Source organism: Salipiger sp. H15, assembly GCF_040409955.1.
Classification (GTDB): domain Bacteria; phylum Pseudomonadota; class Alphaproteobacteria; order Rhodobacterales; family Rhodobacteraceae; genus Salipiger.
The window spans coordinates 81514-106965 of sequence record NZ_CP123384.1 but is presented as its reverse complement, the minus strand read 5'-3'; the positions used below and the strand labels follow the sequence as shown (position 1 = coordinate 106965).

Here is a 25452-nt window from a genome sequence, read left to right as displayed (position 1 = left end):
CCCACGCTTTTCGCGGGCGGCTTATGGACAGGGACCGGATGGGGATATACACCCGTCCGGAACCCGCAGACGAGGCGCAAGAGAACACCCATGCCCACGCTGAACGACATTCGCTCGACGTTTCTGAACTACTTCGCCAAGCAGGGCCACGAGATCGTGCCCTCGAGCCCGCTTGTCCCCCGCAACGACCCCACGCTGATGTTCACCAACTCCGGCATGGTGCAGTTCAAGAACTGCTTCACCGGGGTCGAGAGCCGTGACTACAAGCGCGCCACGACCGCACAGAAATGCGTGCGCGCCGGCGGCAAGCACAACGACCTCGACAACGTGGGCTACACCGCGCGGCACCACACCTTCTTCGAGATGCTCGGCAACTTCTCCTTCGGCGACTACTTCAAGACCGAAGCGATCCCCTTTGCCTGGGACCTGGTGACGAAGCATTTCGACATCTCGCCCGAGCGGCTCTACACCACCGTCTATCACACCGATGACGAGGCCTACGAGCTGTGGAAGAAGATCGGCGTTCCGGAAAGCCGGATCATCCGCATCGCCACCTCGGACAACTTCTGGCAGATGGGGCCGACCGGCCCCTGCGGCCCCTGCACCGAGATCTTCTTCGACCACGGCGAGAAGTTCTGGGGTGGCCCTCCGGGCTCGCCCGAGGAGGACGGCGACCGCTTCATCGAGATCTGGAACGTCGTCTTCATGCAGAACGAGCAGTTCGAGGACGGCTCGATGCGCGCGCTCGACATGCAGTCGATCGACACCGGCATGGGCATCGAGCGGGTCGCGGCGCTGCTGCAGGGCACGAATGACAACTACGCCACCGACCTGATGCGCGCGCTGATCGAGGCTTCGGCCGACGCCACCAGCAGCGATCCGGACGGTCCCGGCAAGACCCACCACCGGGTCATCGCCGACCACCTGCGCTCGACCTCCTTCCTGATCGCCGACGGCGTGATGCCCAGCAACGACGGCCGCGGCTACGTGCTGCGCCGGATCATGCGCCGCGCCATGCGCCACGCGCACATGCTGGGCGCCAAGGATCCGGTCATGTACCGTCTCGTCCCGGCGCTGGTGCGCCAGATGGGCGCGGCCTACCCGGAACTGGTGCGCGCGCAGGCGCTGATCGAAGAGACGCTGAAGCTGGAAGAGACCCGCTTCAAGCAGACCCTCGACCGCGGCCTCAAGCTGCTCGACGACGAGCTCGTCGGCCTCGGTGACGGCGCCAAGCTGCCCGGCGAGGCGGCGTTCAAGCTCTACGACACCTACGGCTTCCCGCTCGACCTGACGCAGGACGCCCTGCGCGAGCGCGGCCGCGAGGTCGACACCTCCGGTTTCGACGCGGCCATGGCCGAGCAGAAGGCCAAGGCCCGCGCGGCCTGGTCCGGCTCGGGCGAGGCGGCGGATCTGACCCTCTGGTACGACATCGCCGAAGCGAAGGGCGCCACCGATTTCCTCGGCTACGACACCGAGACCGCCGAGGGCCAGATCCTCGCGCTGGTCAAGGACGGCGCCGTGGTCGACAGGCTGGCGACCGGCGAGAGCGGCTGGGTCATCCTGAACCAGACCCCGTTCTACGGCGAGAGCGGCGGCCAGGTCGGCGACAGGGGCTGGCTGCGCCGGCTCGAGGACGAGGACGACCAGGCCGAGGTCACCGACGCGCAGAAGCTGGCGGGCGGCAAGCTCACCGGCCACATGGTCACGGTGAAATCGGGCAGCTTCGGGCGCGGCGACGCCGTCGCGGTCGAGGTCGACCACAAGCGCCGCGGCAGGATCCGCGCCAACCACTCGGCGACCCACCTGCTGCACGAGGCGCTGCGCCGCGCACTCGGCGATCACGTCGCGCAGCGCGGCTCGCTGAACGCGCCGGAGCGCCTGCGCTTCGACTTCTCGCACACCAAGGCGCTCAGCGCCGAGGAGATCGCGAAGGTCGAGACCGAGGTGAACGCCTTCATCCGCCAGAACTCGGCGGTGAGCACCCGGATCATGACCCCCGACGACGCCCGCGCGCTCGGCGCACAGGCGCTCTTCGGCGAGAAGTACGGCGACGAGGTGCGCGTGGTCTCGATGGGCACGCTCGCGGGCTCGGGCAAGGGCTCGGACGGGCAGACCTACTCGCTCGAGCTCTGCGGCGGCACCCATGTCGCCCAGACCGGTGACATCGGCATGTTCGCCCTGACCTCGGAATCCGCCTCCTCGGCCGGCGTGCGCCGGATCGAGGCGCTGACCGGCGAGGCCGCCATGGCCGCGCTGCGCGCCCGTGACAAGGCGCTCTCGGGCATCGAGGGGCTGCTCAAGGCCTCGGGCGAGGAGGCTGTGACCCGCGTCGCCGCGCTGCTCGATGAGCGCCGCAAGCTCGAGAACGAGGTCGCCCAGCTGCGCCGCGATCTCGCCATGTCCGGCGGTGCCGGCCAGGGCGGCGGTGTCGAGGCGCGCGAGGTGAACGGCATGAAGTTCGTCGGCCAGGTGCTCTCGGGCGTCTCGGGCAAGGACCTGCCGCCGCTGATCGACGAGCACAAGTCGCGGCTCGGCTCGGGCGTGGTGCTGCTGATCGCCGACACCGGCGACAAGGTGGCCGTGGCCGCCGGCGTGACCGAGGACCTCAAGGGCCAGGTCTCGGCGGTCGACGTGGTCAAGGCCGCGGTGGCCGCGCTCGGCGGGCAGGGTGGCGGTGGCCGTCCCGACCTCGCCCAGGGCGGGGCCAAGGACGCCAGCGAGGCCGAGGCGGCCATCGCGGCGGCCGAAGCGGTCCTCGCGGGCTGACGGACGCGGAGGGAGGAGGAGCTCATGTCCGCTTATGTCATCGCCCGCATCGAGGTCACCGACCCCGAGGAATATGCCGTCTATGCCGGCCAAACCGTTGCGCTCGCCGAGAAATTCGGCGGGCGCTTTCTTGTGAAGGGCGGCCCCCAGACCTTCGTCGAGGGCGCGGGACCGGGCCGGCACGTGATCATCGAGTTCCCCTCGCGGATCGCCGCCGAGCGCTGGTACGGCTCGCCCGAATACCAGCGCATCCTGCCGCTTGCCCTGCGCGCCGCGCAGCGTGATCTCGTCATCGTCGAAGGAATGAACTGATGCCCGCTCTCTGGATCGCCCATGTCACCGTCACCGACGAGGAGGCCTACGGCAAGTACGCCAAGCTCGCCGGTCCCGCGATCGCCAAGCACGGCGGGCAGTTCATCGCCCGCGGCGGGCGCTACGTGCAGCTCGAGGGCAGGGAGCGCCCGCGCAACGTCGTGGCGAAATTCGCCACGGTCGAGGCGGCCGAGGCCTGCTACCACTCGCCCGAGTACCAGGAGGCGCTCGGCCACGCGCGCGGCGCGTCCGAGCGCGAGCTGCTGATCGTCGAGACCACCGAGTGATCCGCGATTGAGCCTTGCGCACCTGCTGCCGGTCCTCTTGCTGGTGGCCTCCAATCTCTTCATGACCATGGCCTGGTACGGGCACCTGCGCTTTCCCGGCGCGCCGCTCTGGGCCGTGGTCTTCATCAGCTGGGGCATCGCGCTGGTGGAATACTGGCTCGCGGTGCCCGCCAACCGGCTCGGCCACCGCGTCTATTCCGCCGCCGAGCTGAAGACCCTGCAGGAAGTCATCACGCTGGTGGTCTTCGCCGGATTCTCGGCCGTCTGGCTGAAGGAGCCTCTGACGCTGAACCACGCGGTCGGCTTCGGCTTCATCGCCCTCGGCGCCTTCTTCATCTTCCGCGGTCCCTTCGGCTGAGCCGTTCCCGCCCGGCATGAAAAAAGCGCGGCCCCCGAAGGGACCGCGCTCGCAACTTCTTCTCTTTCCAAATACGCCGGGGGTCCGGGGGCGGAGCCCCCGCCTTTTCCCCTGCGCGGGGGCAAAGCCCCCGCGACCTGCGGCTTACTGGCTGCGCGACTGGCGCTTGCGCTCGTGCGGGTCGAGGTAGCGCTTGCGCAGGCGGATCGCGTTCGGGGTCACTTCCACCAGCTCGTCGTCGTTGATGTAGGCGATCGCCTCTTCGAGGGTGAAGGTGATCGGGGTGGTGAGGCGGACCGCTTCGTCGGTGCCCGAGGCCCGCACGTTGGTCAGCTTCTTGCCCTTCAGCGGGTTCACCTCGAGGTCGTTGTCGCGGCTGTGCTCGCCGATGATCATGCCGGTGTAGACCGGGGCCTGGGCACCGAGGAAGAGCTTGCCGCGGTCCTCGAGGTTCCACAGCGCGTAGGCCACGGCCTCGCCGTTCTCCATCGAGATCAGCACGCCGGCGCGGCGGCCCTCGATCGCGCCCTTGTGCGGGACCCAGCCATGGAAGGTGCGGTTCAGCACGCCGGTGCCGCGGGTGTCGGTGAGGAACTCGCCATGGTAGCCGATCAGACCGCGCGAGGGCACGTAGGCCACGATGCGGGTCTTGCCGGCGCCGGCGGGCTTCATCTCGACGAGGTCACCCTTGCGCGGGCCGGTGATCTTCTCGATCACCGCGCCGGTGTACTCGTCGTCCACGTCGATGGTGGCTTCCTCGACCGGCTCCATGAGCTGGCCGTCCACTTCCTTCATGATGACCTGCGCGCGCGAGATCGAGAGCTCGAAGCCCTCGCGGCGCATGTTCTCGATGAGAACGCCCATCTGCAGTTCGCCCCGGCCCGAGACCTCGAAGGCCTCGCCGCCCGGCGTGTCGGCGATCTTGATCGCGACGTTGCCCTCGGCTTCCTTCATCAGGCGCTCGCGGATGACGCGCGACTGCACCTTCTTGCCGTCGCGGCCGGCGAGCGGGCTGTCGTTGATGCCGAAGGTCACGGTGATGGTGGGCGGATCGATCGGCTGGGCGTCGAGCGGCTCGTCCACGGCGAGCGCGCAGATCGTGTCGGCCACGGTCGCCTTGGTCATGCCGGCGAGCGAGACGATGTCGCCCGCGAGGCCTTCGTCGATGTCGGCCTGCGCGAGGCCGCGGAAGGCCTGCACGCGGGTGACGCGGAACTGCTCGATCTTCTGGCCGATGCGGCTGATCGCCTGCACGGTCTGGCCGACCTTGACGCGGCCGGATTCAATGCGGCCGGTCAGCAGGCGGCCGACGAAGGGGTCGCTGCCGAGCGTGGTCGCGAGCATGCGGAAGTCTTCGTCCTGGTGCTTGATCTGGCGCGGCGCGGGAACGTGGTCGACGATCAGGCGGAACAGCGCGTCGAGGTTCTTGCGCGGCCCGTCGAGCTCGGCGTCGGCCCAGCCGTTGCGGCCCGAGGCGTAGAGATGCGGGAAGTCGAGCTGGTCTTCATCCGCGCCGAGCGAGGCGAAGAGGTCGAAGCACTCGTCGAGCGCGCGGTCGGGCTCGGCGTCGGGCTTGTCGACCTTGTTCAGCACGACGATCGGACGCAGGCCGAGGCGCAGCGCCTTGGAGGTCACGAACTTGGTCTGCGGCATCGGGCCCTCGGCCGCGTCGACCAGCAGGACCACGCCGTCGACCATCGACAGGATGCGCTCGACCTCGCCGCCGAAGTCGGCGTGGCCGGGGGTGTCGACGATGTTGATGCGGGTGTTCTTCCACTCCACCGAGGTCGGCTTGGCGAAGATGGTGATGCCGCGCTCGCGCTCGATATCGTTGCTGTCCATGGCGCGCTCGGCCACGGCCTGGTTCTCGCGGAACGCGCCGGACTGTTTGAGCAGCTCGTCCACCAGCGTGGTCTTGCCATGGTCAACGTGTGCGATGATCGCGATATTGCGCAGGTCCATAGGAATGCCTTTGAAGGGAGGTTTGCGCGCGGGTTAGCCGGGGTCGGCCCAAAAGGCCAGCCCTTAATGCGGTGAGGCCCCCGAAAACAGGTGAATCACGAAGATCCCGGCAACAATCAGCCCCATTCCGAGGATCGCGGCAAGGTCGAGCTTCTGCCCGAAGGCCACCAGCCCGATCACCGAGATGAGCACGATGCCGAGCCCGGACCACATGGCATAGGCCAGCCCCACCGGCATTGTGCGCAGCACGATCGAGAGCAGGTAGAAGGCCGCGGCATAGGCGACGATGACGATCGCCGAGGGCAGGGGCCGGGTGAATTGCTGGCTGGCCTGCAGCGCGGCGGTGCCGATCGTCTCTGCAAGCACGGCGAGGGCGAGGGTGAGGTAGGGCATGGCGGTCTCCGGGGCGGCTGCCGCCTTTCTGGCCCGGCGCGGAGGCGGCTGCAAGCGGCGGCGTTCCCGCGGCGGTGTGGCGGGCGCCCGGCGGGAAAATCCGCGCGCCTTAACTTGGCGTGAGGAAATCGCCGTTAGACGGGGACGAAAGCCCCAATTGCGGAGATGTTCCATGTCCATCCGAAACCCGTCAGCCCCGCGCGGGCGCCGTTCCGGTCTCGGAGCCTGCGTGCTCGCGGCTGCCACCGTCCTGCTTCTGGCCGTCGCCCCGGCCGCGCGCGCGCAGGAACTGGGGCCGGCGCTGCAGGAGGTGATCACCCGCTACGTGCGCCCGCTGCTCGCCGACCCGACGCTGATCGCGGCGGTCCGGGCGCAGAACGCGGTGACGGCGGGCTACGACGCGGCGCGGATCGACGAGCTCGACGCGCTCTGGAAGGCCGAGATCGGCGCGTCCGAGATCCCGACGATCAAGCCGGTCTGGGACAATCCCGTGGCCGATCTGCTGCGGGCGCAGGTGACCGAGTCGAACGGGCTGATCCGCGAGATGCTGCTGATGGATGCGCGCGGCCTCAACGTCGCGGTCTCGCACCTGACCTCGGACTACTGGCAGGGCGACGAGGACAAGTATCTGCAGACCTATCCGCACGGCCCCGACGCGATCCACGTCGGCAGCGTCGATTTCGACGAATCGAGCCAGATCTACATGCAGCAGCTCTCGCTCAGCGTCCCCGACCCCGAGACCGGGGCGGCGATCGGCGCGCTGACCCTCGGCCTCGACGCGGAGATGGTGCAGTGAGGGCGCGGGCATCGCGGCTCGGAGCGCGGCTCGCGGACCCCTCGCTCCGGCGCCTCTTCGCGTCGGTCTTCGTCAAGGTGGCGGCGCTGGTCGTCGTCTCGACGCTGGTGGTCGCGGGGCTGCTCGCCTGGCAGGCCTGGCGGCTCAGCGAGAAGGTCACCCAGGCCGGCATCGCGGGCATGGCGCGGCAATCGGTGAACGCGGCCGCCGCAACACTGCTGCCGGCACTGCGGTTCCGCGATGCGGCCCGGACCTCCGCGCTGCTCGAGGAGCAGCTCTCCAACGGCGGCGCCGATCTTCTCGGCGGGCTGGTGCTCGGCGCCGACGGCGAGGTGCTGGCGAGCATCGGAGCCATCGACGCGCAGCAGGCAGAGCTTGAGGCCGTGGCGCACGAAGCGCTGTCGAGCGGCGGGCGCGCGGGCACGGCGGGCGGCTATCTCGCGGCCGAGGCCGTGGTGCTGCAGGGCCAGAACGCGCCCCTCGGCGCGGTTGCCATGGCCTGGACCGACAGCGCCATGCAGGGCGTCATCGAGCGCGACAAGAAGATCATGCTCGCCAGCGCCGCGGGCGGGCTCGCGGTGATGCTCCTTCTCGTGCTGCTCTGGCTGCGCCGGCTCGTGCTCAAGCCGGTCAATGCGCTGCAGGCGGCGATGTCGAAGGTCGCCGCGGGGGATTACGAGGCCGAGCTCGCCATGCAGGCGCGCCGCGACGAGTTCGGCGAGCTGGCCCGCCATCTCGCCGATCTGACGGCGACGCTCTCGCGCGGCCGCGACGCGCAGGAGGCGCGCGGCCGCGCGCACGAGGCGCAGAACCGCGTGGTGCGGCACCTGAGCGACGCGCTCGACGCGCTCGCGGGCGGCTCGCTGCTGCACACCATCCTCGAGGAATTCCCCGGCGAATACGAGGAGTTGCGCGGCAATTACAACCGCGCGGTCGAAAGCCTGCGGATGACCATGACCGAGGTGAATTCCGGCGCGCTCAACATCCACAGCAGCGCCGAGGAGATTGCCCGCGCCTCGGACGACCTGTCGCGCCGGACCGAGACCCAGGCGGCCACGCTAGAGCAGACCGCCGCGGCGCTCGACGAGATGCTGTCGCGCGTCCGCGAGGCGGCCCAGTCGGCCCGGGAAGCGGAAAGCAGCGTCGAGACGGCGGCGAAGCTTGCCGACCAGAACGGCGAAGTGATGCGCTCCGCCATCGAGGCCATGGGCGCGATCGAGCGCAGCTCGCAGCAGATCAACGAGATCATCGGGGTGATCGACGACATTGCCTTCCAGACCAACCTGCTGGCGCTGAACGCCGGGGTCGAGGCGGCGCGGGCGGGTGCCTCCGGCAAGGGTTTCGCCGTCGTGGCCTCGGAGGTGCGCGCGCTGGCGCAGCGCAGCTCCGACGCGGCGCGGCAGATCAAGACGCTGATCAGCGGTTCGGCGGACCGCGTCCGCGACGGTGTCGAACTGGTCGAACGCTCCGGCGATGCGCTGAGCGAGGTGGTCGCGCAGGTGAGCCAGATCGCGACCCTGGTCAGCAGCATTGCCGGGGTGGCGGCAGAGCAGGCCCAAGGCCTCAACGAGATCAACGTCGGCGTCAGCAACCTCGACCGGGTCACTCAGCAGAACGCAGCCATGGTCGAGGAGAGCACCGCCGCGGCGCATATGCTGCGCGGCGATGCGGGGCGGCTGTCCGAGCTCATGCAGGGCTTCAGCGTGGGGGCCGAGCAAGAGCATGGGGTGCGGCAGGCCAGCGCCGCCGCCTGACGGGAAAGGCGCTACCGGCCCGTTGCGCGAAGCGCGTCGGCGATGAGAGCGACAAAATCCGCTTCGTCGCGAACGGTCGCGACGTCCGACGCGTCGACCGTCAGACCCCAGTTGCGCGCCATCGCCTCGTAGCGCGGCTGGCGGTGGTTCAGGGCCTGCGCATAGGTCCAGCGGATGAAGGCGTCGGGGTCGACTGCGGTTTCGGCGACGCCCTTCTCGTCGAGGTAGCGCGTCCAGGCCGCCTCGAGGAACTCGGGCTGGTAGGCCATGGGTTTCGGCGCGCGATCGAAGCGGCGGATCAGCTCTTCGGTATGCGCTTCGCTGCCGCGGACCCAGACCATCAGCGCCTGCCGCGACAGCTCGGACAGGATCGGATCGCGCGGGTTCTCGGGATCGACCCATTCGCAGATCGAGCCGCCGGTGTCGCAGACGAAATGCGGATAGCCGTAGAGTTGCTGGGCGCGCTCGATGAAATACCCGGTGTCGAGAAGCGCCTGCTCCTCGGCCCGTCGGAACTGGTCCTGCCGGATGCGGTAGGTGTCGATCGGCAACCCGCCCTTCGCCGGATCGCCGGGTTTGCCGAGATAGGCCGAGACCGGGGTCAGGTTCTCGAAGCTGAGGTTGGAGCCGATGTAGATCGAATCCGACAGCAGAAGCTCGCGCAGGAAAGGGTTCTTCATCGCCTCGGCCTTGGCGTTGTCGGCGATGTATTCGCCCATGTAGCGTGTGCCGATGCGGTAATCGATCGAGTAGTGGAACCATTTGCCGGATTGCCGCAGCATCGACGAGACAAAGGTCTTGCCAAGACCCGACATGGCAAAGAGCAGCACGTGCCTGCGCGGCGCGGTCTGCCAGTCGGCGGCGGTTTCATACAGCATCATCGGCTCCTGGTTCGTCCGGCCCGACAGGTACTTGCGCGGCGGGGCCGCGTCAAACCCCGGCGCGGCGCGCGGCGCGGGTTTCGCGCAGGATATTGACGTAATTGGCCGCGAAGATGATGGCGGCGCCGAGCAGCACCCAGGGATCGAGCGGCTCCTGGTAGAGCATCATCCCGACGATGGCGATCACCGGCAACCGGGTGAAGTCGATCGGCATGACCACCGAGGCCGGGGCCAGCCCGAGCGCCGTGGTGAGGCAGTAATGGGCGCAGAGCCCGGCCAACCCGATGACGATCACCCCGGGGACGGCCTCGGCGGCGGGCAGCGCGATGTCGCCGTCGAACCCGGCGCAGACCAGGCCCATGACCGCCTGGGTCAGCGTGAGCCAGAAGAGGATGCAGAGCGTGCTGTCGGTGCGGGTGAGCTTGCGGGTGAAGATCGCCGAGCCGGCAAAGCCGATCGCGGCGCTGGCCGCGGCGAAGAGCCCGGGCGAGAGCGTTTCGGGCGAAGGGCGCGTGACGATGAGAATGCCAAGGAATCCGACCAGCGCGGCAAGGCTGCGCGGCCAGGTCAGTCGCTCGCCCAGAACCAGCGGCGCCAGCAGCATGGCCCAGATCGGCCCGGTGAATTCCAGCGCGAAGACCTGCGCAAGCGGGATCACCGTGATCGCGTAGAACCACAGGTTCTGCCCGGTGAAGTGGCTGATATTGCGGATGATATGCGTGCCGAGATGGCGCGTGGCCACCTCGCGGCGCCGGCCGGTCACCAGCACGATGGTGCCGACGATCAGCACGCCGAGCAGCGAGCGGTAGAGCATGATCTCGAACGTGTCGAGCCCGCTGCTGACCCAGCGCCCGGCCACCGCCATGGCGCTGAACGAGACGATCGAGCCGATCATCCACAGCGCCGCCTTCGGCACCGCGCCGGCGGGCGTTTCGGACATGGACCGCGCGCTCACAGCTCGGCCATGTCATAATCGCGGGGCAGGTCCCCGGTGATCCGGAACCAGGCGCTGGCGCGGGTGCGCTCCTGGTGCGCGTCGAAGGCGGCGCGGCTCTGGAACAGCTCGGAGACCTCGAAGACCCCGGGGTCGGTCTCGCGCAGCTCGAAGTAGAGGCAGCCCGCCTCGGCGCGCGACAGGCGGATATGCTCGGCCATGGCGGCGCGCACCTCGGCACAGCGCTCGACGGGGGCGGTCATGCGGCCGGTCAGTTGCACGGCGCTCATGTCGCGCTCCGGTCCGACTGGCGGTGCGGGCAGGGGGCGGTGCGGCACGGCGCCGCGGAAACTCTTGTCGTCATGGGGGGTCCTCTCCGGGCGGACACTGGCGCGCCACGGGGACGGGGGCAAGGGGCAATCGGCGCGCGGCGCTGCGACGGCGGGCGGGGTGTGTTGCGGCGGCGCAAACGAAAAGGAGGCCGGGTTGCCCCGGCCTCCGCGATCAGTCCCTGATCATTCCCACTCGATCGTTCCCGGAGGCTTCGAGGTGATGTCGTAGGTGCATCGGTTGATGCCCTTCACTTCGTTGATGATCCGCGTCGCGGTCTCGCCGAGGAACTCGTGGGTGAACGGGTAGTAATCCGCCGTCATGCCGTCGACCGAGGTCACCGCGCGCAGGGCGCAGGCGTAGTCATAGGTGCGGCCGTCGCCCATCACGCCCACGGTGCGCACCGGCAGGATCGCCACGAAGGCCTGCCAGATCTCGTCGTAGAGGCCATGCTTGCGGATCTGGTCGATGTAGACCGCGTCCGCCTTACGCAGGATGTCGAGCTTCTCGCGGGTGATCTCGCCGGGGCAGCGGATCGCGAGACCCGGCCCGGGGAAGGGGTGGCGGCCGATGAAGCTGGCCGGCAGGCCAAGCTCGTGACCCAGCGCGCGCACCTCGTCCTTGAAGAGCTCGCGCAGCGGCTCGACCAGCTTGAGGCCCATCTTTTCCGGCAGGCCGCCGACATTGTGGTGCGACTTGATGGTGACCGAGGGGCCCCCCGAGAAGCTGACGCTCTCGATCACGTCGGGGTAGAGCGTGCCCTGGGCGAGGAAGGTCGCATCCTCGATCTGGTCAGCGTATTTCTGGAACACGTCGATGAACAGCTTGCCGATGATCTTGCGCTTGGTCTCGGGGTCGGAAACGCCCTCGAGCTCGCCGAGGAACAGGTCCTGCTCCTGCGCGTGGATCACCGAGAGGTTCATGTGGTCGCGGAACATCGCGACGACCTCGTCGGCCTCGTTGAGGCGCAGCAGCCCGTGGTCGACGAAGACGCAGGTCAGCTGCTCGCCGATCGCCTCGTGCAGCAGCGCGGCGGTGACCGAGCTGTCGACGCCGCCCGACAGCGCGCAGATCACCTTGGACTCGCCCACCTGTTCGCGGATCTTGCGCACCGCTTCCTCGCGGTAGGCGTCCATCGTCCAGTCGCCGGTGAAGCCGGCTTCGCGGATGAAGTTCTCGTAGAGCGTCTTGCCGTTCGGGGTGTGGTGCACCTCGGGGTGGAACTGCACGGCGTAGAACCTGCGCGAGAGGTCGGCGGTGATCGCGAAGGGCGCGCCGGGCGAGGTCGCGTAGACCTCGAAGCCCGGGGCGATTTCCGAGACGTGGTCGCCGTGGCTCATCCACACCTGCTCGCGGCCCGAACCGTCGAGGAACCAGCCCGACAGCAGGTCGAGGCGATTTTCCTTCGGCGTCACGTAGGCGCGGCCGAACTCGGCGGTGTGGCTCTGGCCGGCTTCGACCTTGCCGCCGAGGTCATGCATCATGACCTGCTGGCCGTAGCAGATGCCGAGGATCGGCACGCCGAGGTCGTAGGCGGATTTGGGCGGGCGAGGCGAGCCCTCGCGCGTCACGCTGTCGGGGCCACCGGAGAAGACGATGGCCTTGGGGGCGAAGTCCTTCAGGAACGCATCGGTGACGTTCTGATAGGGGTGGATTTCGCAGTAGACGTTCAGCTCGCGCAGGCGCCGCGCGATGAGCTGCGTCACCTGGCTACCGAAGTCGATGATGAGGAGGCGATCATGCTGGGTCATGCGGCTGCTTTAGGCGGGCCGGGCCTTGCGCGCAAGAGGTTGGGTGACGGCAGGACCCAATTGCCGCGCCCCCCTGCGCGTTGCGGCCGGCTCACTCGATCTGGCTGAGCAGCGCGGGCGCGGTGACCAGCCGGCGCACGCCGTGGCTGTGGGTCTCCTCGAAGATGTTGCCCATGCCCGCCCAGGCGTCCAGCGTCGAGATGTCGAGCCGGGCGCAGCGCGGTCGGACGGACCAGGTGACCTGCAGCGGCGAGCAGGTCTGCTGGCTGTAGCTGGGCCCGGTGGTCGAGCCGCGGAAGACGACCGGCGCGCCGGTGCCGCTCGGCAGGTCGCGGGCCTGGTAGTGGCCGCCCCGCATGGTGCCGAGGTAGATGAAGTCGCGGAAGTCGAGCGCGTTGGGATCGTTGACCACGAGGAAGACCTGCGACTCCACCCGCAGTTCGGGGTTGGAGCAGCTGTCCGACAGGCAGGACCCGAGCCCGGGGCCGGGCGCCACGTCGCAGGAGGAATAGACCCAGTGCACCTCGATCGTGTCGCCGGGCTCCACCCCGTCGAAGCGGGCGGGGCCGCTCGGGCGGGAGAGCTCGGCCGGGCTCAGGTTCGCCGAGCCCGCGCATTTGAACCCGCCGTGCTCGCCCGGTCCGGCATAGATGGAAAAACCCGGGCCGAGATGCTCGGCATTGGTGTGGGTGTGGATGTTGCACAGGTTCATCTCTTCCGGGGGTGGGGCGAGCCCGAAGGAGACCGGGTTGCGGCCGAAGGGATTGCCGATGTCCCGCGGAGTCTGCGGACCGAAGCCCTGGCAGAGCGCCTCGCCCTCGGCGGGAGCTGCAGGGCCGACCGCGTGACCACCGGCCGGAGCCGCGGTGTTGCCGTGCGCCGCCGCCTGCGCCGCGCCATGCCCGGCGTCCTGGCCGCCGACCGGGGCGGGCTGCTGCGTGCCGCCGTGGCCCGCGGGCGGGAAGGTCACCTTGTTCTCGGCATGGGAGGGCTCCGGGAGGCACGGCAGGAGGGCGACCGCGAGGGCGAGGCTGGCGAGGGGAAATTTCACGGCTCTATCCTATGGCAGGGAGGGATCGTTGCCGCCCTGGCCCGGGTCTTCAGGGCCTGTGGGCGCGGTGCGTCTGTGCGCCCGGCGCGGGTCAGTAGACCGCGTCGGGCATGGAGAGGTCATCGTCGATCCGCATCCGGCGGTCGCGCAGGAAGGTCCAGATGGCCAGCACGGCGAAAGCACCTGCGTAGACGAGGCCGCCGATCGCCATGGCCTCGCCGGGGATGGCGCCAACCGAGGCGCGCTGCATCGCCTGCTCGAAGCCGTGCACGGGGCTGGGATGCACGGTGATCTTGCCGAGGAAGGCCAGGAGCTGGATCAGCATGATCCACAGGTAGCTGCGGCGGATGCGCCGTCCCATCGCGTGCAGGTAGGAGATGCCGAATTCCGGCCGCTCGTAATCGGCGCGCAGCTCGCTTGCCCAGTCCGGGACGGGAGCGCGCTCGCCGCTGAGGATCGGCCCGTAGAGGTTAATCTCCATGCAGCGGAAGCGCCGCCGCCAGAGGTCGCAATAGCGATAGCGCCGCGCCTCGAGCGTCAGGAAGAAGAGGTTGGAGATGCCGACCAGCACCAGCGGCAGCGGCGAGGCATCGGGGGCGGCATAGGCGATGGAGAGTGCGACGCCGAGCGTAACCACGGCCCAGTTGGTGGTGGTGTCGAGCCGCGTGCGCCAGACGGTGCAGCGGTTGACCTCGCCGCGGTAGAGGTGGGCCAGCGCCCCGATCTCGGCCCCGTTGAGGGCGCGTCCGCCGATTTCGAGCTGAAAGTCCTTCATCCGCTGTCCCGCCTTCGCGATCGACGCCCGATCCGGGCTGTTCACCCGGTAAGGAGGCTACGCGCGACACCTTAAGATCCCCTTTCGAGATCCCCGCCCTCGCGCCGACGGGGCCTGCCGATGTCGCATTTGGCCGCGAGGCGGCGCAAACCCGTCGCTGGACATGGCGCCGCCGGGGTACACCTTGAAGGGCATGCGACAGGAACGGGGAGAGGCGCCATGCCGGAGACGGAGACGCGGAGACGGACACGCAGCGGCGGCGGCGCGGCTCGGCGGGCGGAACGGGGATCGGTGCACATCGAGACGGCCCGCTTCATCGAGCGCAACATCCCCGATTTCGAGCTCTTGGGCGAAGAGGCGCTCGCGATGATCGAGGCCGGGGCCGACACGGTGCTCGAGGAGATCGGGGTCAATTTCGTCAACAACCCCGGCGCCCTCGCACTCTGGAAGGACGCCGGGGCCGAGATCGAGGGCGAGCGGGTGCGCATCCCGCGCGGGCTGGCGCGGCAGCTCTGCGGACATGCGCCCGCGCGCATCACGCAGCACGCCCGCAACCCCGCGCGCAGCGTCGAGATCGGCGGGCGCTCGCTGGTGCTGGCGCCGGTCTACGGCCCGCCTTTCGTGCTGGATGCCGAGAAGGGCCGGCGCTACGGCACGATCGAGGACTTCCGCAATTTCGTGAAGCTCGGGCAGATGTCGCGCTGGCTGCACCATTCGGGCGGCACGCTCTGCGAGCCGACGGACGTGGCGGTGAACAAGCGCCACCTCGACATGCTGCACGCCCACATGACCCTGTCCGACAAGCCCTTCATGGGCTCGGTGACCGAGCCGAGCCGGGCGCAGGACAGCGTCGACATGTGCGGGCTGCTCTTCGGCGAGGACTTCGTGCAGCAGCACACGGTGATGACCTCGCTGATCAACATCAACTCGCCGCTGACCTTCGACGACACGATGATGGGCGCGCTCGAGGTCTATGCGCGCAATAACCAGGCCTGCATCGTCTCGCCCTTCATCGTCGGCGGGGCGATGGCGCCCGTGTCGGTGGCGGGGACGCTGACGCAGGTGCTGGCCGAGGCGATGGCGGGCATCGCCTATGCGCAATTGGTGCGAAAGGGCGCGCCGGTGATCTTCGGCGCCTTCGTCACCTCGATCGACATGAATTCCGGCGCGCCCACCTTCGGCACGCCCGAGGCCTCGCAGATCAGCTACGGCGCGGGGCAGCTCGCCCGGCGGCTGGGGCTGCCCTTCCGCTCGGGCGGGGCCTTCTGCGGCTCGAAGCTGCCCGACGCGCAGGCCGCCTATGAAAGCGCCAATTCGCTCAACATGGGGCTGCTCGCCGGGGTGAACTTCATGCTCCATGCCTGCGGCTGGCTCGAGGGCGGGCTGGTGGCGTCCTACGAGAAGTTCGTCATGGATGCCGACCAGCTCGGCGCGCTGCACAAGTTCGCGCAGGGCGTGACGGTGGACGAGGCCACGCAGGCGCTGGGCGCGATCCGCGAGGTGGGGCCGGGCGGGCATTACCTTGGCTGCGCCCACACGCAGGAGAATTTCAAGACCGCCTTCTGGCGCTCGGAGCTCTTCGACTACAAGCCCTTCGAGACCTGGTCGGAGGAGGGCGGGCGCGACACCATGCAGCTGGCCTCGGCGCGGGTGAAGGCGCTGCTCGAGAGCTACGAGCAGCCGCCCATGGAGCCCGGCATCGGCGAGGCGCTGGCGGAATTCGTGGCGCGCCGCAAGGCGTCGATGCCCGACGCCTTCGTCTGAACGCGGAGGGGCTCAGGCCGGGGCGTCCACCGCCCCCTGCTGGATGCGCGCCTCGGCGATGATCGCGGCCAGCACCTCGACATGGCGGGCGGGCGAATAGCCGGCCGCGCGGCGGCGGCGCCCGGCGTCGATCTCGGCCTCGATCTCCAGCAGACGCATCAGCGCGGCGCCGCTGCGGGCCGGAAACGGCGTGCCGACGATCCGGCCCAGCTGCGTCTCGCGCCGGTACTCCGCCGCGCCGAAGCGCGCCGCGCGCACCAGCAGGGATGGGCGGCGCAGCGCGCCGAGAAGGCTCTGGAGGTCCTGCATCGGGTCGTCTCCCCATTCGATGGACAGGGCGGAAGACTGGCACAGGATCGGGGGATGTTGCCCGCTCGGGGAGGCTTGCGCACGGCGCCTTCACCGATGTTTATGATTTGTGGATAATCCTAATAGATCAACAATATCATTAACTTTTAGATAACTTTGGGGCGAGCAGTTTTCAGGTTCACTGCCGAGAATCCTGCGCTGGCAGGGTGCAACCTAGGGGACTTGTTCAATGATCCAGAGCCGTGAATTTGCCAAGACACCGGGCCTTCCCGCATGGGTGCCCGAAATGGCCCGCCTGTACCTGGCCCACACCGAGGAGGGGAAGGGAATCCGCGCCCTCGCGCGGTCGGCGGGGTGCCATGCCTCGACCGTGCTGCGCCAGGTGCGCCGGATGGAGACCCTGCGGGATGACCCGCTGGTGGACGAGGCGCTGCGCCGGCTTGGCGCGGCGCGGGCGGTGCCTGCCGCGCTTGCAATGGAGGTCGGAAGGATGAAGCAGCCCCAGGGCGGAGAGATGACGCCCGACGCGGCGACCCTCGCGCGTGAAGCGCGGCGGGTGCTGCGGCGCCTGTGCGAAAGCGGCGCGGTCCTGGCGGTTGCCGCCGAGATGGACAAGGCGGTCGTGGTCCGGGACACGGGCGAGGGCGGCTCGGCGCGCACCGCGGTGGTCGACGCGCCGGTGGCCGAGGCCATGGCGCTCAAGGGCTGGATCCGTTGCGACAGCCCGGGCCGCATCTCGCGCTACCGCATCACCCCGGCCGGGCGCGGCGCGCTCGGGCACCTGATGGCGGAGCAGGAAAGCCGCCTGCGCGGGTTTGCCGGGTCGCAGGCGGGCTTCGACAGCGGCCAGGCGGCCGAGGCGGCGCTGGCCGAGGAAGAGGCCGACCCGCGCGGGCGGCGGCGCTTCGCGGTGAGTGACAGCCCGTTGGCCGGGCTGGCGCGGCGGCGCGACCGCGAGGGCAACCTCTTCCTCGACGACGGGCTCGTGCGCGCGGGCGAGCGGCTGCGCGAGGATTTCGAGCTCGCGCAGATGGGGCCGCGCACCGGGCAGAACTGGGATCACTTCCTGACCGCCGGGGTGCGTCCGGGCGCGGCGGATCTGGCGCCGTGCCATGGTCCCGAGGCGGCGCGGCTGCGGTTCACCGGGGCGCTGCGCGATCTCGGGCCGGGGCTGGGGGACGTGGCGCTGCGCTGCTGCTGCTATCTCGAGGGGCTCGAGGAGACCGAGCAGCGCATGGGCTGGGCGGCGCGCTCGGGCAAGGTAGTGCTGCGCATCGCGTTGCAGCGGCTGCGGCGCCACTACGGCGAGCTTGACGCCGCGGGCGGCGGGCTGATCGGCTGACGCGGCCGGTGGCGCCGGATGTGGCAGGCCAGGGGCAGGGGGACGGGGGGCGAAGCCGGTGGCTCCGCCCCCGCGCGCGGATCACTCTGCGGCGCGCACCGGGGTGTCGCCGGTGACCGGGATGCCCGGGTAGTCGTCGATGGTGCCGTTCTTGAGATCCTCGGCGGCCTTGCGCACGCCCGCCTCGTAGGCGGGGCTGACGCGGGCGATCACCGCGTACCAGCGTTCCTTCACCTTGTCCGAGACCGGCGCCATGGCGCGGGCCATGTTGAGGTGCAGGCGCGCCCGCTCGTCATCGCCCAGCACCCGCTCGTAAAGCGCGCGCGGCTGGATGTAATCGGCATCCTTGTCCTCCTGCGCGTAGCGGTCCGCATCGCCCGAGATCTTCAGCGGCGGCTCCATGACCGAGGGGTCCGCCTTGGCCGCCTCCTCGTACTGGTTCGGCTCGTAATAGGCGTCGATATGCCCGGTCTGCGGCGGGAAGAACCGCATCGCGCCGTCCTTGTGGTAATTGTGAACGGGGCATTTCGGCGCATTGGCGGGCAGCGCCTCGTAATGCGTTCCCAGCCGGTAGCGGTGCGCGTCGGCATAGGCGAAGATCCGGCCCTGCAGCATCTTGTCTGGCGAGAAGCCGATGCCCGGCACCTTGTTCGACGGCGAGAAGGCGGCGTTCTCGATCATCTGGAAGTAGTTGTCGGGGTTCTTGTTGAACTCGAGCATGCCCACCGGGATCAGCGGGAAATCGGCGTGCGGCCAGACCTTGGTCAGGTCGAACGGGTTGAAGTCCAGCGCCTCCGCCTGCGCCTCGGGCATCACCTGGATGTTCATCTCCCATCTCGGGAATTTGCCCTCGTCGATCGCGTTGTAGAGGTCCTCCTGGAAGCTGTCGCGGGTCGCGCCGACGATCTTCTCGGCCTGCTCGTTGGTGTAGTTGGCGATCGGCTGCTGGCAGCGGAAGTGGAACTTCACCCAGAACCGCTCGCCCGCGTCGTTCCACAGCGAGTAGGTGTGCGAGCCGTAGCCGTGCATGTGCATCGGGTTCTGCGGGATGCCCCGGTCCGACATCAGGATGGTCACCTGGTGCACCGACTCCGGCTGGCCGGCCCAGAAGTCGAACATCGCCTCGGGCGAGCGCAGGTTGGTCTTGGGGTGGCGTTTCTGCGTGCGGATGAAATCGGGGAACTTGAAGGCGTCGCGGATGAAGAAGATGGGGGTGTTGTTGCCCACCATGTCCCAGTTGCCTTCCTCGGTGTAGAACTTCAGGGCAAAGCCGCGCACGTCGCGCTCGGCATCGGCCGCGCCCTGCTCGCCGGCGACGGTGGACCAGCGCGAGAGGATGTCGCAGCTGTTGCCGACCTTCGAGAAGAGCCTCGCGCGGGTGTAGCGGCTGATGTCATGGGTCACGGTGAAGGTGCCCTGCGCGCCCCAACCCTTGGCGTGCACCACGCGCTCGGGGATGCGCTCGCGGTTCTGGTGCGCGAGCTTCTCGATCAGCTGGTAGTCCTCCAGCAGCACCGGACCGCGCGGGCCGGCGGTGGCCGAGGTCTCGTTGCTGGGAACCGGCGCGCCGGCGGATGTGGTCAGTCGCTTGGTCATGACGTCCTCCGTGGAACTCAGGCGGGAATGCCTTGCTGAGCGATCAACTAGAGGGGCGGCCATTCGTTCCCAATTGCAGATTCCTGTCAAAGTGATAGGAAATTCTTATGCCAGTCACCTTCCGCCAGCTCAGCTATTTCCGCGCCCTCGCCGAGCAGCGCAACTTCCGCCGCGCCGCCGAGGCCTGCAACGTCTCGCAGCCGGCGCTCTCGGTGCAGATCCGCGAGCTCGAGGCGGCGCTCAACGGCCCGCTGGTCGAGCGGCAGGCGCGCGACGTGGTGCTGACCCCCTTCGGCCGCGAGGTGCTGGAGAGCGCCGACCGCATCCTTGCGGAGGTCGCCGGGCTCGAGCGCGCGGCGCGGCGGCGGGGCGGGCTGACCGGCAAGCTCGCGTTGGGGGTCATTCCCACCATCGCCCCCTATTTCCTGCCCGAGGCGCTGGCGGCGCTGCGCTCGGGGGACATCTCGCTCGACGTCGAGGTGACCGAGAACAAGACCGAGCGGCTGCTCTCGCGGCTGGCTGACGGCGGGCTCGACGCGGCGCTGGTGGCGCTGCCGATCGAGGCGGAGGGGATCGAGGTGCTGCCGCTCTTCGAGGACCGCTTCCTGCTCGCCGGCAGCGTCGCGCGGCTCGACCAGATCCGCCGGGTGTCGCGCCCCGAGGGGCTGGCCGAGAGCCAGCTGCTGTTGCTCGAGGACGGGCATTGCCTGACCGACCAGGCGCTGGCGGTCTGCGGCCGGGGCCGGGGGAACGCGCGGATCAACATGGGGGCGACCTCGCTCTCGACCCTGTCGCGGCTGGTGGCGGCGGGCTTCGGGCTGACCCTGATGCCCGAACTGGCGGCGCTGACCGAGCTGCGCGCCTCGCCGGGGATGCGGTTGCGTCGCTTTGCCGAGCCGGAGCCCGCGCGGATCGTGGCGCTTGCGCGCCGCGCCTCGAGCCACCGCGAGGGCTGGTTCACCGAACTCGCGGATGTGCTGCAGACCGTGGGCGAGGACCTTGTCGCGAAGGTCCGCGAGAGCGCCGAGACCGGCGCCGCGTGAGCCACGGTGCTCCACGGGCGGAACACGCCTGTCGGAGATTTACCTTTTTGTCGGAAATTGATCGCAGGGCACTATGAAGCCGCGCAGGGGACTGCGCGGCTTCTGGGCCCATTCGCGACACCCCTTGCCCAGGCGCGTGATCGCTGGGGAACGAGGATGCCTGAGGCAGGTAGTGTCGTTTCAGGACGTGGGGAGTGAAGCCTTGGGACGCGGCTCCCCTCCTTGAGGTAGCCCGGCGTTTGGGGAAATTTAACGCCGAGCCGCAAAGACGCTTGGTCGACCTAGCGGGACTCGTAACAACAGATGATTCTAAATGACGTCAGACTGGTAACAGGTGCAGAATACAGGCTTTGTGCGATGCGCCCATCCCACAATTTCGGCACCGGATCGCGGTAACAGGAGACCTTGCTGCGCTGCCGCAACGTAATGCTTGGAAATCATGGGCTAAATTTCGCCGATGCCGCGGCGTAGCGTCGATTTCCGCAAACCAATTGTTTCAATAATGTGAAGTGCGGGTCGGGACATGTTGCAAATACTTACGCAATGGCGGCGGATCACGCAATGATGTGATCAACCTGAACACGATAATCTTCGGATACTGTTCACCGCAAGGGAGAGTCGAGGAGGCTCGGGATGAGTGGCCTTCGGAACACAGCGTTGCTCCTGATGATAACGCTCGCGGCGCCTCTGGCATCGGCGCAGGCGGTCTCCGACGTGATCCTGGCGCCGGGCGGGCAGGCGACCGTGCTTGGCGGCACGATCACCGGGCGCGCGCATGTCGACTACCGGCTCGAGGCGCGCGCGGGGCAGGAGCTCCACGTCGATCTGAAAGCGCCGCAGGGCGGCGAGCGGGGATCAGCCTATCTCAATATCCTGCCGCCCGGCAGCACCGACGTGGCGATTTACATAGGTTCCATGGACGATGACGGGCAGGAGACGCTGCGCCTTCCCGAGGACGGCGCCTATACGCTGCGACTCTATCTCAGGGGAAACGATCGCGATGCGGGAGAGACCGTGGCCTATGTCCTGGGACTATCCCTCAGGTAACGGGCGGATTGTCGCGGGACCATGATCCGCGTGGGCAAGGCGGCGCTAAGTCAAGGAAATGTTTGACGCGGTTCGGAAGGTCACGGTTGCTTTTCCCTAGCGTCAGGAGAATACTCCCGACAGGGGCGGTCAATTTCATTCAAGTGTCCCTCTGGTTGAGTACACATGGCGTCCCCCTTCTGTCGCAATGTGGCTGCGCCGCAATACGGAAGGCCCGGCAATTCGTACCGCCGGCGCGTCCGGTCCCCGGCATGTGTTGCGCCGGGTTACGAGTGCGGTTTTCGAATTGATTTTGCTTGGGAGAATTGCATGAAACGGGAACTTTTAGTCGCCCTGACGGCGACCTGTACCATGGCCTACGGGACCGCGGTATGGGCGCAGGACAGCGGTGCTTCCGACAAGCCGAACATCCTTGTCATGTTCGGGGATGACATCGGGCAGTCCAACCTGTCGACCTACACTTTCGGCATGATGGGCTACACCACGCCGAACATCGACAGCATTGCGAATGAAGGTCTGAAATTCACCGACTACTACGCCGAGCAGAGCTGCACCGCAGGGCGTTCGACCTTCCTGACGGGTCAGACGACCTTCCGCACGGGCCTCTCGAAGGTCGGCCTGCCGGGGGCCAACGCAGGTCTGCAGGATTCCGACGTGACGCTGGCGTCGGCGCTGAAGGACCTCGGCTATACCACCGGGCAATTCGGCAAGAACCACCTTGGGGACCGCGACGAGTTCCTGCCGACCGCCCATGGCTTCGACGAGTTTTTCGGCAACCTCTACCACCTCAACGCCGAGGAAGAGCCCGAGGACCGCAACTATCCGAAGGATCCGGCCTTCCGTGAACGGTTCGGTCCGCGCGGTGTGATCCACTCCTATGCCGACGGCGAGATCGAGGACACCGGCCCGCTCACCCGCAAGCGGATGGAAACCGTCGACGACGAAACCGCCGCTGCCGCCATCGACTTCATGAAGCGCGCGGTGGAGTCGAACACGCCCTTTTTCACCTGGTACAACACCACGCGGATGCACGCCCGGACTCATGTCCGCGAGGAACACCGCAGCGAACCCGGCCTGACCGCATTGACCGAATACGCCGACGGCATGGTCGAACATGATGCGCTGATCGGGACGATCCTCGACTCGCTCGACGAAATGGGCGTCGCGGACAACACCATCGTCATCTACACAACCGACAACGGCCCGCACAAGAACACCTGGCCCGATGCGGCCTCCTCACCCTTCCGGAACGAGAAGAACTCGAACTGGGAAGGTGCCTATCGTGTGCCCGCCATGATCAAGTGGCCGGGCCACATCGAGCCGGGGACCATCGCCAACGACCTCTTCTCGGGTCTGGACTGGTTCCCGACGCTGATGGCCGCCGTCGGAGACACCGACATCACGCAGCGGCTGCTGGACGGCACGACCATCGATGGCAAGGAATACAAGAACCACCTCGATGGCTACAACCAACTGGCCTATCTGACGGGCGAGTCCGACGAAAGTGCGCGTGACGCGTTCTTCTACTTCAACGACGACGGCGAAGTGGTTGGCCTGCGGTACGAGAACTGGAAGTTCGTCTTTGCGGAGCAGCGCGCGCAGGGCACCATGCAGATCTGGGCGGAACCCTTCGTCAAGCTGCGCCTGCCCAAGATGTTCGACCTGCACGCCGATCCCTACGAAGAGGCTGACATCACCTCGAACACCTATTGGGATTGGGTGTTCCAGCATGCCTATCTCGCCGCGCCTGCTGCTGGTGTCGTCGGGCAATTCCTCGAAACCTTCAAGGAATACCCGCCCGCGCAGCGCCCGGACAGCTTCTCGATTGATCAGGTCCAGGCAGACATCAACGCGGCCTTGGCTTCGATCAGCGGCGGCAACTGATTTCCTGTCTTCCCGGGAGGGCCACCTGCGGCCCTCCCGACCGATTTTCAGTTTGAGACCGGACGGCGCCGCGTGCGCTCCCGGAAAAGGGATTGTCCTCATGATGCATCCGAGATTTCTCGCGGGCGTCGCAGCCGTGGCGCTGCTTGCCGCCGGCTCCGCCCTTGCCGACCCGCTGCCCTCGTGGAACGACACGGGCTCCAAGCAGGCGATCATCGCCTTCGTCGAGAGCGTGACCGACCCCGCCTCCGACACCTACGTCCCCGAGGAGGACCGCATCGCCACCTTCGACAACGACGGCACGCTCTGGACCGAGCAGCCGCTCTATTTCCAGGCGCTCTACGCGCTCGACGTGCTGCACGAGAAGGCCGAGGCCGATCCCGCCATCCTCACCTCCGACGCGCTGAAGGCCGGGGCCAAGGGCGATGTCGAGGGCATCCTCGCCAGCGGCATGGAGGGGCTGCTCGAGGTGATCAACGTCTCGCATTCCGGGCTGACCGTCGACGAGTTCCAGGCCGACGCGCTCGATTGGCTGACGAACTACACCCATCCGACGACGAAGAAGCCTTATGTCGACATGGTTTACCAGCCGATGCTCGAGCTTCTGAGCTACCTGCGCGACGAGGGGTTCACCACCTATATCGTCTCGGGCGGCGGCATCGACTTCATCCGCGCCTTCGCCGAGAAGACCTATGGCATCCCGCCCTGGCAGGTGGTCGGCACCGAGGGCAACACCGCCTACGAGGTGGTCGACGGGCTGCCGATGCTGACCAAGAGCGGCGGCGTCACCTTCATCGACGACAAGGAGGGCAAGCCGGTCGGCATCGTGCGCCACATCGGCCGCAAGCCGATCTTCGCCGCGGGCAACTCGGATGGCGATTTCGCCATGCTCGAATACACCACCTCGGGCGAGGGGCCGAGCTTCGGCCTGCTGGTCCACCACACCGACGCCGCGCGCGAGTTCGCCTATGATCGCGAGGGGCACATCGGCACGCTGAACCGCGGGCTCGACGAGGGGCCCAATCGCGGCTGGACGATCGTCGACATGGCGCAGGACTGGGCCAAGGTGTTCCCCACAGAGTGAGCGGGGGTGAAAGGTGACAGGACCATGGAAGGCATGACCGAAAGCGGCGCGCGGGCACAGATCGAGGCCCTGCGCGCCCGCATGGGCGAGGCGATCATCGGCCAGCGCGAGGTGATCGAGCGGCTGCTGATCGGCCTGCTGGCCAACGGCAACCTGCTGGTCGAGGGGCTGCCCGGCCTTGCCAAGACCCGCGCGATCAAGGCGCTGGCCCGCAACCTCGAATGCGACTTCTCGCGCATCCAGTTCACCCCCGACCTGCTGCCCTCGGACGTCACCGGCACCGAGGTCTACTACCAGGGCGAGGGCGGCGGCGAGTTCCGCTTCGAGCCGGGTCCGATCTTCGCAAACCTCGTGCTCGCGGACGAGATCAACCGCGCCCCGGCCAAGGTGCAGGCGGCGCTGCTCGAGGCGATGGAAGAGCGGCAGGTGACCGTCGCGGGCGCCACCCACAGGATGGAGCCGCTCTTCATGGTCATGGCGACGCAGAACCCCATCGAGCAGGAGGGCACCTATCCGCTGCCCGAGGCGCAGATGGACCGCTTTCTCATGCACGTGAACATCACCTACCCGCCGGTCGAGGACGAGGTCGAGGTGATCCGCCTCGTGCGCTCCGAGGAGATCGCGGCGCAGGGAGGGGCCGGGGCTGCGGCCGCCCAGCCCCCGACGCCGATCCCGCAGGAGGCGGTCTTTGCCGCCCGCCGCGAGATCGCCGCGCTGCGCGTCGCGCCCGAGATGGAGCGCTACATCGCCGACCTGGTGAACGCCACCCGCGTGCCCGCCGAGTTCGGCGAGGACCTGCCGCGCTGGATCGAGGTCGGCGCCAGCCCGCGCGCCTCGCTGGCGCTCGACAAGTGCGGCCGCACCCATGCCTGGCTTGCCGGGCGCGACTACGTCGACCCCGAGGACATCCGCGCCGTGGTCGCCGACGTGCTGCGCCATCGCCTCGGCCTCAGCTACGAGGCGCAGGGCGAGGGCATCAGCCCCGACGCGGTGGTTGCCGAGATCGTCCGGCAGGTGGCGCTGCCCTGAGGGG

Annotated in this window: 23 protein-coding genes; 13 read left to right on the top strand and 10 right to left on the bottom strand. The window is 68.3% G+C overall.

The window, feature by feature from the left end; all coding sequences use genetic code 11:
* Positions 1 to 90: 90 nt before the first annotated feature.
* The 4 genes from alaS (at position 91) to PVT71_RS00465 (ending at position 3723) form a co-directional block, all read left to right on the top strand.
* On the top strand, positions 91 to 2766 hold the full coding sequence (gene alaS, locus PVT71_RS00480) for an alanine--tRNA ligase (RefSeq protein ID WP_353472534.1): 2676 nt from the start codon (positions 91 to 93) through the stop codon (positions 2764 to 2766).
* Positions 2767 to 2790: 24 nt separating this feature from the next.
* Complete coding sequence (locus PVT71_RS00475; RefSeq protein WP_353472533.1) at positions 2791 to 3078, top strand: DUF1330 domain-containing protein; 288 nt, start codon at positions 2791 to 2793, stop codon at positions 3076 to 3078.
* Entirely contained in the window at positions 3078 to 3365 is a 288-nt protein-coding gene (locus PVT71_RS00470) for a DUF1330 domain-containing protein (protein WP_353472532.1), read from the top strand. The genes PVT71_RS00475 and PVT71_RS00470 overlap by 1 nt, the downstream gene beginning before the upstream one ends.
* 61 nt (positions 3366 to 3426) lie before the next feature.
* Complete coding sequence (locus PVT71_RS00465; RefSeq protein ID WP_353473895.1) at positions 3427 to 3723, top strand: DMT family protein; 297 nt, start codon at positions 3427 to 3429, stop codon at positions 3721 to 3723.
* A 144-nt stretch (positions 3724 to 3867) separates the two neighbouring features.
* Here PVT71_RS00465 and typA read toward each other — a convergent pair whose 3' ends face one another.
* Both typA and PVT71_RS00455 read right to left on the bottom strand, forming a co-directional pair.
* Positions 3868 to 5685: a translational GTPase TypA gene (gene typA / locus PVT71_RS00460; protein ID WP_353472531.1), complete on the bottom strand. Its 1818-nt coding sequence runs from the start codon at positions 5683 to 5685 to the stop codon at positions 3868 to 3870.
* Between the two features lie 63 nt (positions 5686 to 5748).
* Positions 5749 to 6078: an SMR family transporter gene (locus PVT71_RS00455; protein WP_353472530.1), complete on the bottom strand. Its 330-nt coding sequence runs from the start codon at positions 6076 to 6078 to the stop codon at positions 5749 to 5751.
* A 172-nt stretch (positions 6079 to 6250) separates the two neighbouring features.
* Between PVT71_RS00455 and PVT71_RS00450 the strand changes: the two genes are divergently transcribed.
* Entirely contained in the window at positions 6251 to 6874 is a 624-nt protein-coding gene (locus PVT71_RS00450; protein ID WP_353472529.1) for a hypothetical protein, read from the top strand.
* A complete protein-coding gene (locus tag PVT71_RS00445) occupies positions 6871 to 8628 on the top strand; it encodes a methyl-accepting chemotaxis protein (protein WP_353472528.1) in 1758 nt (585 codons plus the stop codon). Before PVT71_RS00450 ends, PVT71_RS00445 begins: the two co-directional genes overlap by 4 nt.
* Before the next feature lie 11 nt (positions 8629 to 8639).
* Here the strand turns inward: PVT71_RS00445 and PVT71_RS00440 are convergent, their stop codons facing one another.
* From PVT71_RS00440 to PVT71_RS00415, 6 genes are all read right to left on the bottom strand, one after another.
* A complete protein-coding gene (locus PVT71_RS00440; RefSeq protein ID WP_353472527.1) occupies positions 8640 to 9506 on the bottom strand; it encodes an ATPase in 867 nt (288 codons plus the stop codon).
* A gap of 52 nt (positions 9507 to 9558) precedes the next feature.
* Positions 9559 to 10449 carry a DMT family transporter gene (locus PVT71_RS00435; RefSeq protein ID WP_353472526.1) on the bottom strand — a complete coding sequence of 297 codons (891 nt, stop codon included), beginning with the start codon at positions 10447 to 10449 and terminating at the stop codon, positions 9559 to 9561.
* Between the two features lie 11 nt (positions 10450 to 10460).
* Positions 10461 to 10733 carry an antibiotic biosynthesis monooxygenase gene (locus PVT71_RS00430; RefSeq protein ID WP_353472525.1) on the bottom strand — a complete coding sequence of 91 codons (273 nt, stop codon included), beginning with the start codon at positions 10731 to 10733 and terminating at the stop codon, positions 10461 to 10463.
* Between the two features lie 225 nt (positions 10734 to 10958).
* Positions 10959 to 12524, bottom strand: a complete 1566-nt coding sequence (gene guaA, locus PVT71_RS00425) for a glutamine-hydrolyzing GMP synthase (protein WP_353472524.1) — start codon at positions 12522 to 12524, stop codon at positions 10959 to 10961.
* A gap of 91 nt (positions 12525 to 12615) precedes the next feature.
* The gene (locus PVT71_RS00420) at positions 12616 to 13575 is read right to left on the bottom strand and encodes a delta-class carbonic anhydrase (protein WP_353472523.1); all 960 of its coding nucleotides are present in this window, start codon (positions 13573 to 13575) and stop codon (positions 12616 to 12618) included.
* Between the two features lie 91 nt (positions 13576 to 13666).
* The gene (locus PVT71_RS00415; RefSeq protein WP_353472522.1) at positions 13667 to 14350 is read right to left on the bottom strand and encodes a DUF2270 domain-containing protein; all 684 of its coding nucleotides are present in this window, start codon (positions 14348 to 14350) and stop codon (positions 13667 to 13669) included.
* Between the two features lie 219 nt (positions 14351 to 14569).
* Here PVT71_RS00415 and PVT71_RS00410 point away from each other — a divergent pair, with 219 nt between their 5' ends.
* A complete protein-coding gene (locus PVT71_RS00410; protein WP_353472521.1) occupies positions 14570 to 16114 on the top strand; it encodes a trimethylamine methyltransferase family protein in 1545 nt (514 codons plus the stop codon).
* A gap of 12 nt (positions 16115 to 16126) precedes the next feature.
* On the opposite strand, the gene PVT71_RS00405 is transcribed toward PVT71_RS00410, so the two are convergent.
* Positions 16127 to 16423, bottom strand: coding sequence for a DUF6477 family protein (locus PVT71_RS00405; protein ID WP_353472520.1), 297 nt, complete (start codon positions 16421 to 16423; stop codon positions 16127 to 16129).
* Between the two features lie 286 nt (positions 16424 to 16709).
* Here PVT71_RS00405 and PVT71_RS00400 point away from each other — a divergent pair, with 286 nt between their 5' ends.
* Positions 16710 to 17765, top strand: a complete 1056-nt coding sequence (locus PVT71_RS00400; RefSeq protein WP_353472519.1) for a DUF6456 domain-containing protein — start codon at positions 16710 to 16712, stop codon at positions 17763 to 17765.
* Between the two features lie 81 nt (positions 17766 to 17846).
* On the opposite strand, the gene PVT71_RS00395 is transcribed toward PVT71_RS00400, so the two are convergent.
* Positions 17847 to 19361 carry a catalase gene (locus PVT71_RS00395; RefSeq protein ID WP_353472518.1) on the bottom strand — a complete coding sequence of 505 codons (1515 nt, stop codon included), beginning with the start codon at positions 19359 to 19361 and terminating at the stop codon, positions 17847 to 17849.
* Positions 19362 to 19468: 107 nt separating this feature from the next.
* Between PVT71_RS00395 and PVT71_RS00390 the strand changes: the two genes are divergently transcribed.
* The 5 genes from PVT71_RS00390 to PVT71_RS00370 all read left to right on the top strand — a co-directional run bounded on the left by PVT71_RS00390 (position 19469) and on the right by PVT71_RS00370 (position 25448).
* Positions 19469 to 20404, top strand: coding sequence for a LysR substrate-binding domain-containing protein (locus tag PVT71_RS00390; RefSeq protein WP_353472517.1), 936 nt, complete (start codon positions 19469 to 19471; stop codon positions 20402 to 20404).
* 666 nt (positions 20405 to 21070) lie between these two features.
* Entirely contained in the window at positions 21071 to 21451 is a 381-nt protein-coding gene (locus tag PVT71_RS00385) for a hypothetical protein (RefSeq protein ID WP_353473894.1), read from the top strand.
* Positions 21452 to 21802: 351 nt separating this feature from the next.
* The gene (locus tag PVT71_RS00380) at positions 21803 to 23335 is read left to right on the top strand and encodes an arylsulfatase (RefSeq protein WP_353473893.1); all 1533 of its coding nucleotides are present in this window, start codon (positions 21803 to 21805) and stop codon (positions 23333 to 23335) included.
* A gap of 100 nt (positions 23336 to 23435) precedes the next feature.
* Entirely contained in the window at positions 23436 to 24419 is a 984-nt protein-coding gene (locus PVT71_RS00375; protein ID WP_353472516.1) for an HAD family hydrolase, read from the top strand.
* Between the two features lie 81 nt (positions 24420 to 24500).
* A complete protein-coding gene (locus PVT71_RS00370; RefSeq protein ID WP_353473892.1) occupies positions 24501 to 25448 on the top strand; it encodes an AAA family ATPase in 948 nt (315 codons plus the stop codon).
* Positions 25449 to 25452 lie beyond the last annotated feature (4 nt).

Coding starts and splice junctions, on each gene's coding strand:
- alaS (WP_353472534.1), top strand. CDS start 91: ATGCCCACGCTGAACGACATTCGCTCGACGTTTCTGAACTACTTCGCC.
- PVT71_RS00475 (WP_353472533.1), top strand. CDS start 2,791: ATGTCCGCTTATGTCATCGCCCGCATCGAGGTCACCGACCCCGAGGAA.
- PVT71_RS00470 (WP_353472532.1), top strand. CDS start 3,078: ATGCCCGCTCTCTGGATCGCCCATGTCACCGTCACCGACGAGGAGGCC.
- PVT71_RS00465 (WP_353473895.1), top strand. CDS start 3,427: ATGACCATGGCCTGGTACGGGCACCTGCGCTTTCCCGGCGCGCCGCTC.
- typA (WP_353472531.1), bottom strand. CDS start 5,685: ATGGACCTGCGCAATATCGCGATCATCGCACACGTTGACCATGGCAAG.
- PVT71_RS00455 (WP_353472530.1), bottom strand. CDS start 6,078: ATGCCCTACCTCACCCTCGCCCTCGCCGTGCTTGCAGAGACGATCGGC.
- PVT71_RS00450 (WP_353472529.1), top strand. CDS start 6,251: ATGTCCATCCGAAACCCGTCAGCCCCGCGCGGGCGCCGTTCCGGTCTC.
- PVT71_RS00440 (WP_353472527.1), bottom strand. CDS start 9,506: ATGCTGTATGAAACCGCCGCCGACTGGCAGACCGCGCCGCGCAGGCAC.
- PVT71_RS00435 (WP_353472526.1), bottom strand. CDS start 10,449: ATGTCCGAAACGCCCGCCGGCGCGGTGCCGAAGGCGGCGCTGTGGATG.
- PVT71_RS00430 (WP_353472525.1), bottom strand. CDS start 10,733: ATGAGCGCCGTGCAACTGACCGGCCGCATGACCGCCCCCGTCGAGCGC.
- guaA (WP_353472524.1), bottom strand. CDS start 12,524: ATGACCCAGCATGATCGCCTCCTCATCATCGACTTCGGTAGCCAGGTG.
- PVT71_RS00415 (WP_353472522.1), bottom strand. CDS start 14,350: ATGAAGGACTTTCAGCTCGAAATCGGCGGACGCGCCCTCAACGGGGCC.
- PVT71_RS00410 (WP_353472521.1), top strand. CDS start 14,570: ATGCCGGAGACGGAGACGCGGAGACGGACACGCAGCGGCGGCGGCGCG.
- PVT71_RS00405 (WP_353472520.1), bottom strand. CDS start 16,423: ATGCAGGACCTCCAGAGCCTTCTCGGCGCGCTGCGCCGCCCATCCCTG.
- PVT71_RS00400 (WP_353472519.1), top strand. CDS start 16,710: ATGGCCCGCCTGTACCTGGCCCACACCGAGGAGGGGAAGGGAATCCGC.
- PVT71_RS00395 (WP_353472518.1), bottom strand. CDS start 19,361: ATGACCAAGCGACTGACCACATCCGCCGGCGCGCCGGTTCCCAGCAAC.
- PVT71_RS00390 (WP_353472517.1), top strand. CDS start 19,469: ATGCCAGTCACCTTCCGCCAGCTCAGCTATTTCCGCGCCCTCGCCGAG.
- PVT71_RS00385 (WP_353473894.1), top strand. CDS start 21,071: ATGATAACGCTCGCGGCGCCTCTGGCATCGGCGCAGGCGGTCTCCGAC.
- PVT71_RS00380 (WP_353473893.1), top strand. CDS start 21,803: ATGGCCTACGGGACCGCGGTATGGGCGCAGGACAGCGGTGCTTCCGAC.
- PVT71_RS00375 (WP_353472516.1), top strand. CDS start 23,436: ATGATGCATCCGAGATTTCTCGCGGGCGTCGCAGCCGTGGCGCTGCTT.
- PVT71_RS00370 (WP_353473892.1), top strand. CDS start 24,501: ATGGGCGAGGCGATCATCGGCCAGCGCGAGGTGATCGAGCGGCTGCTG.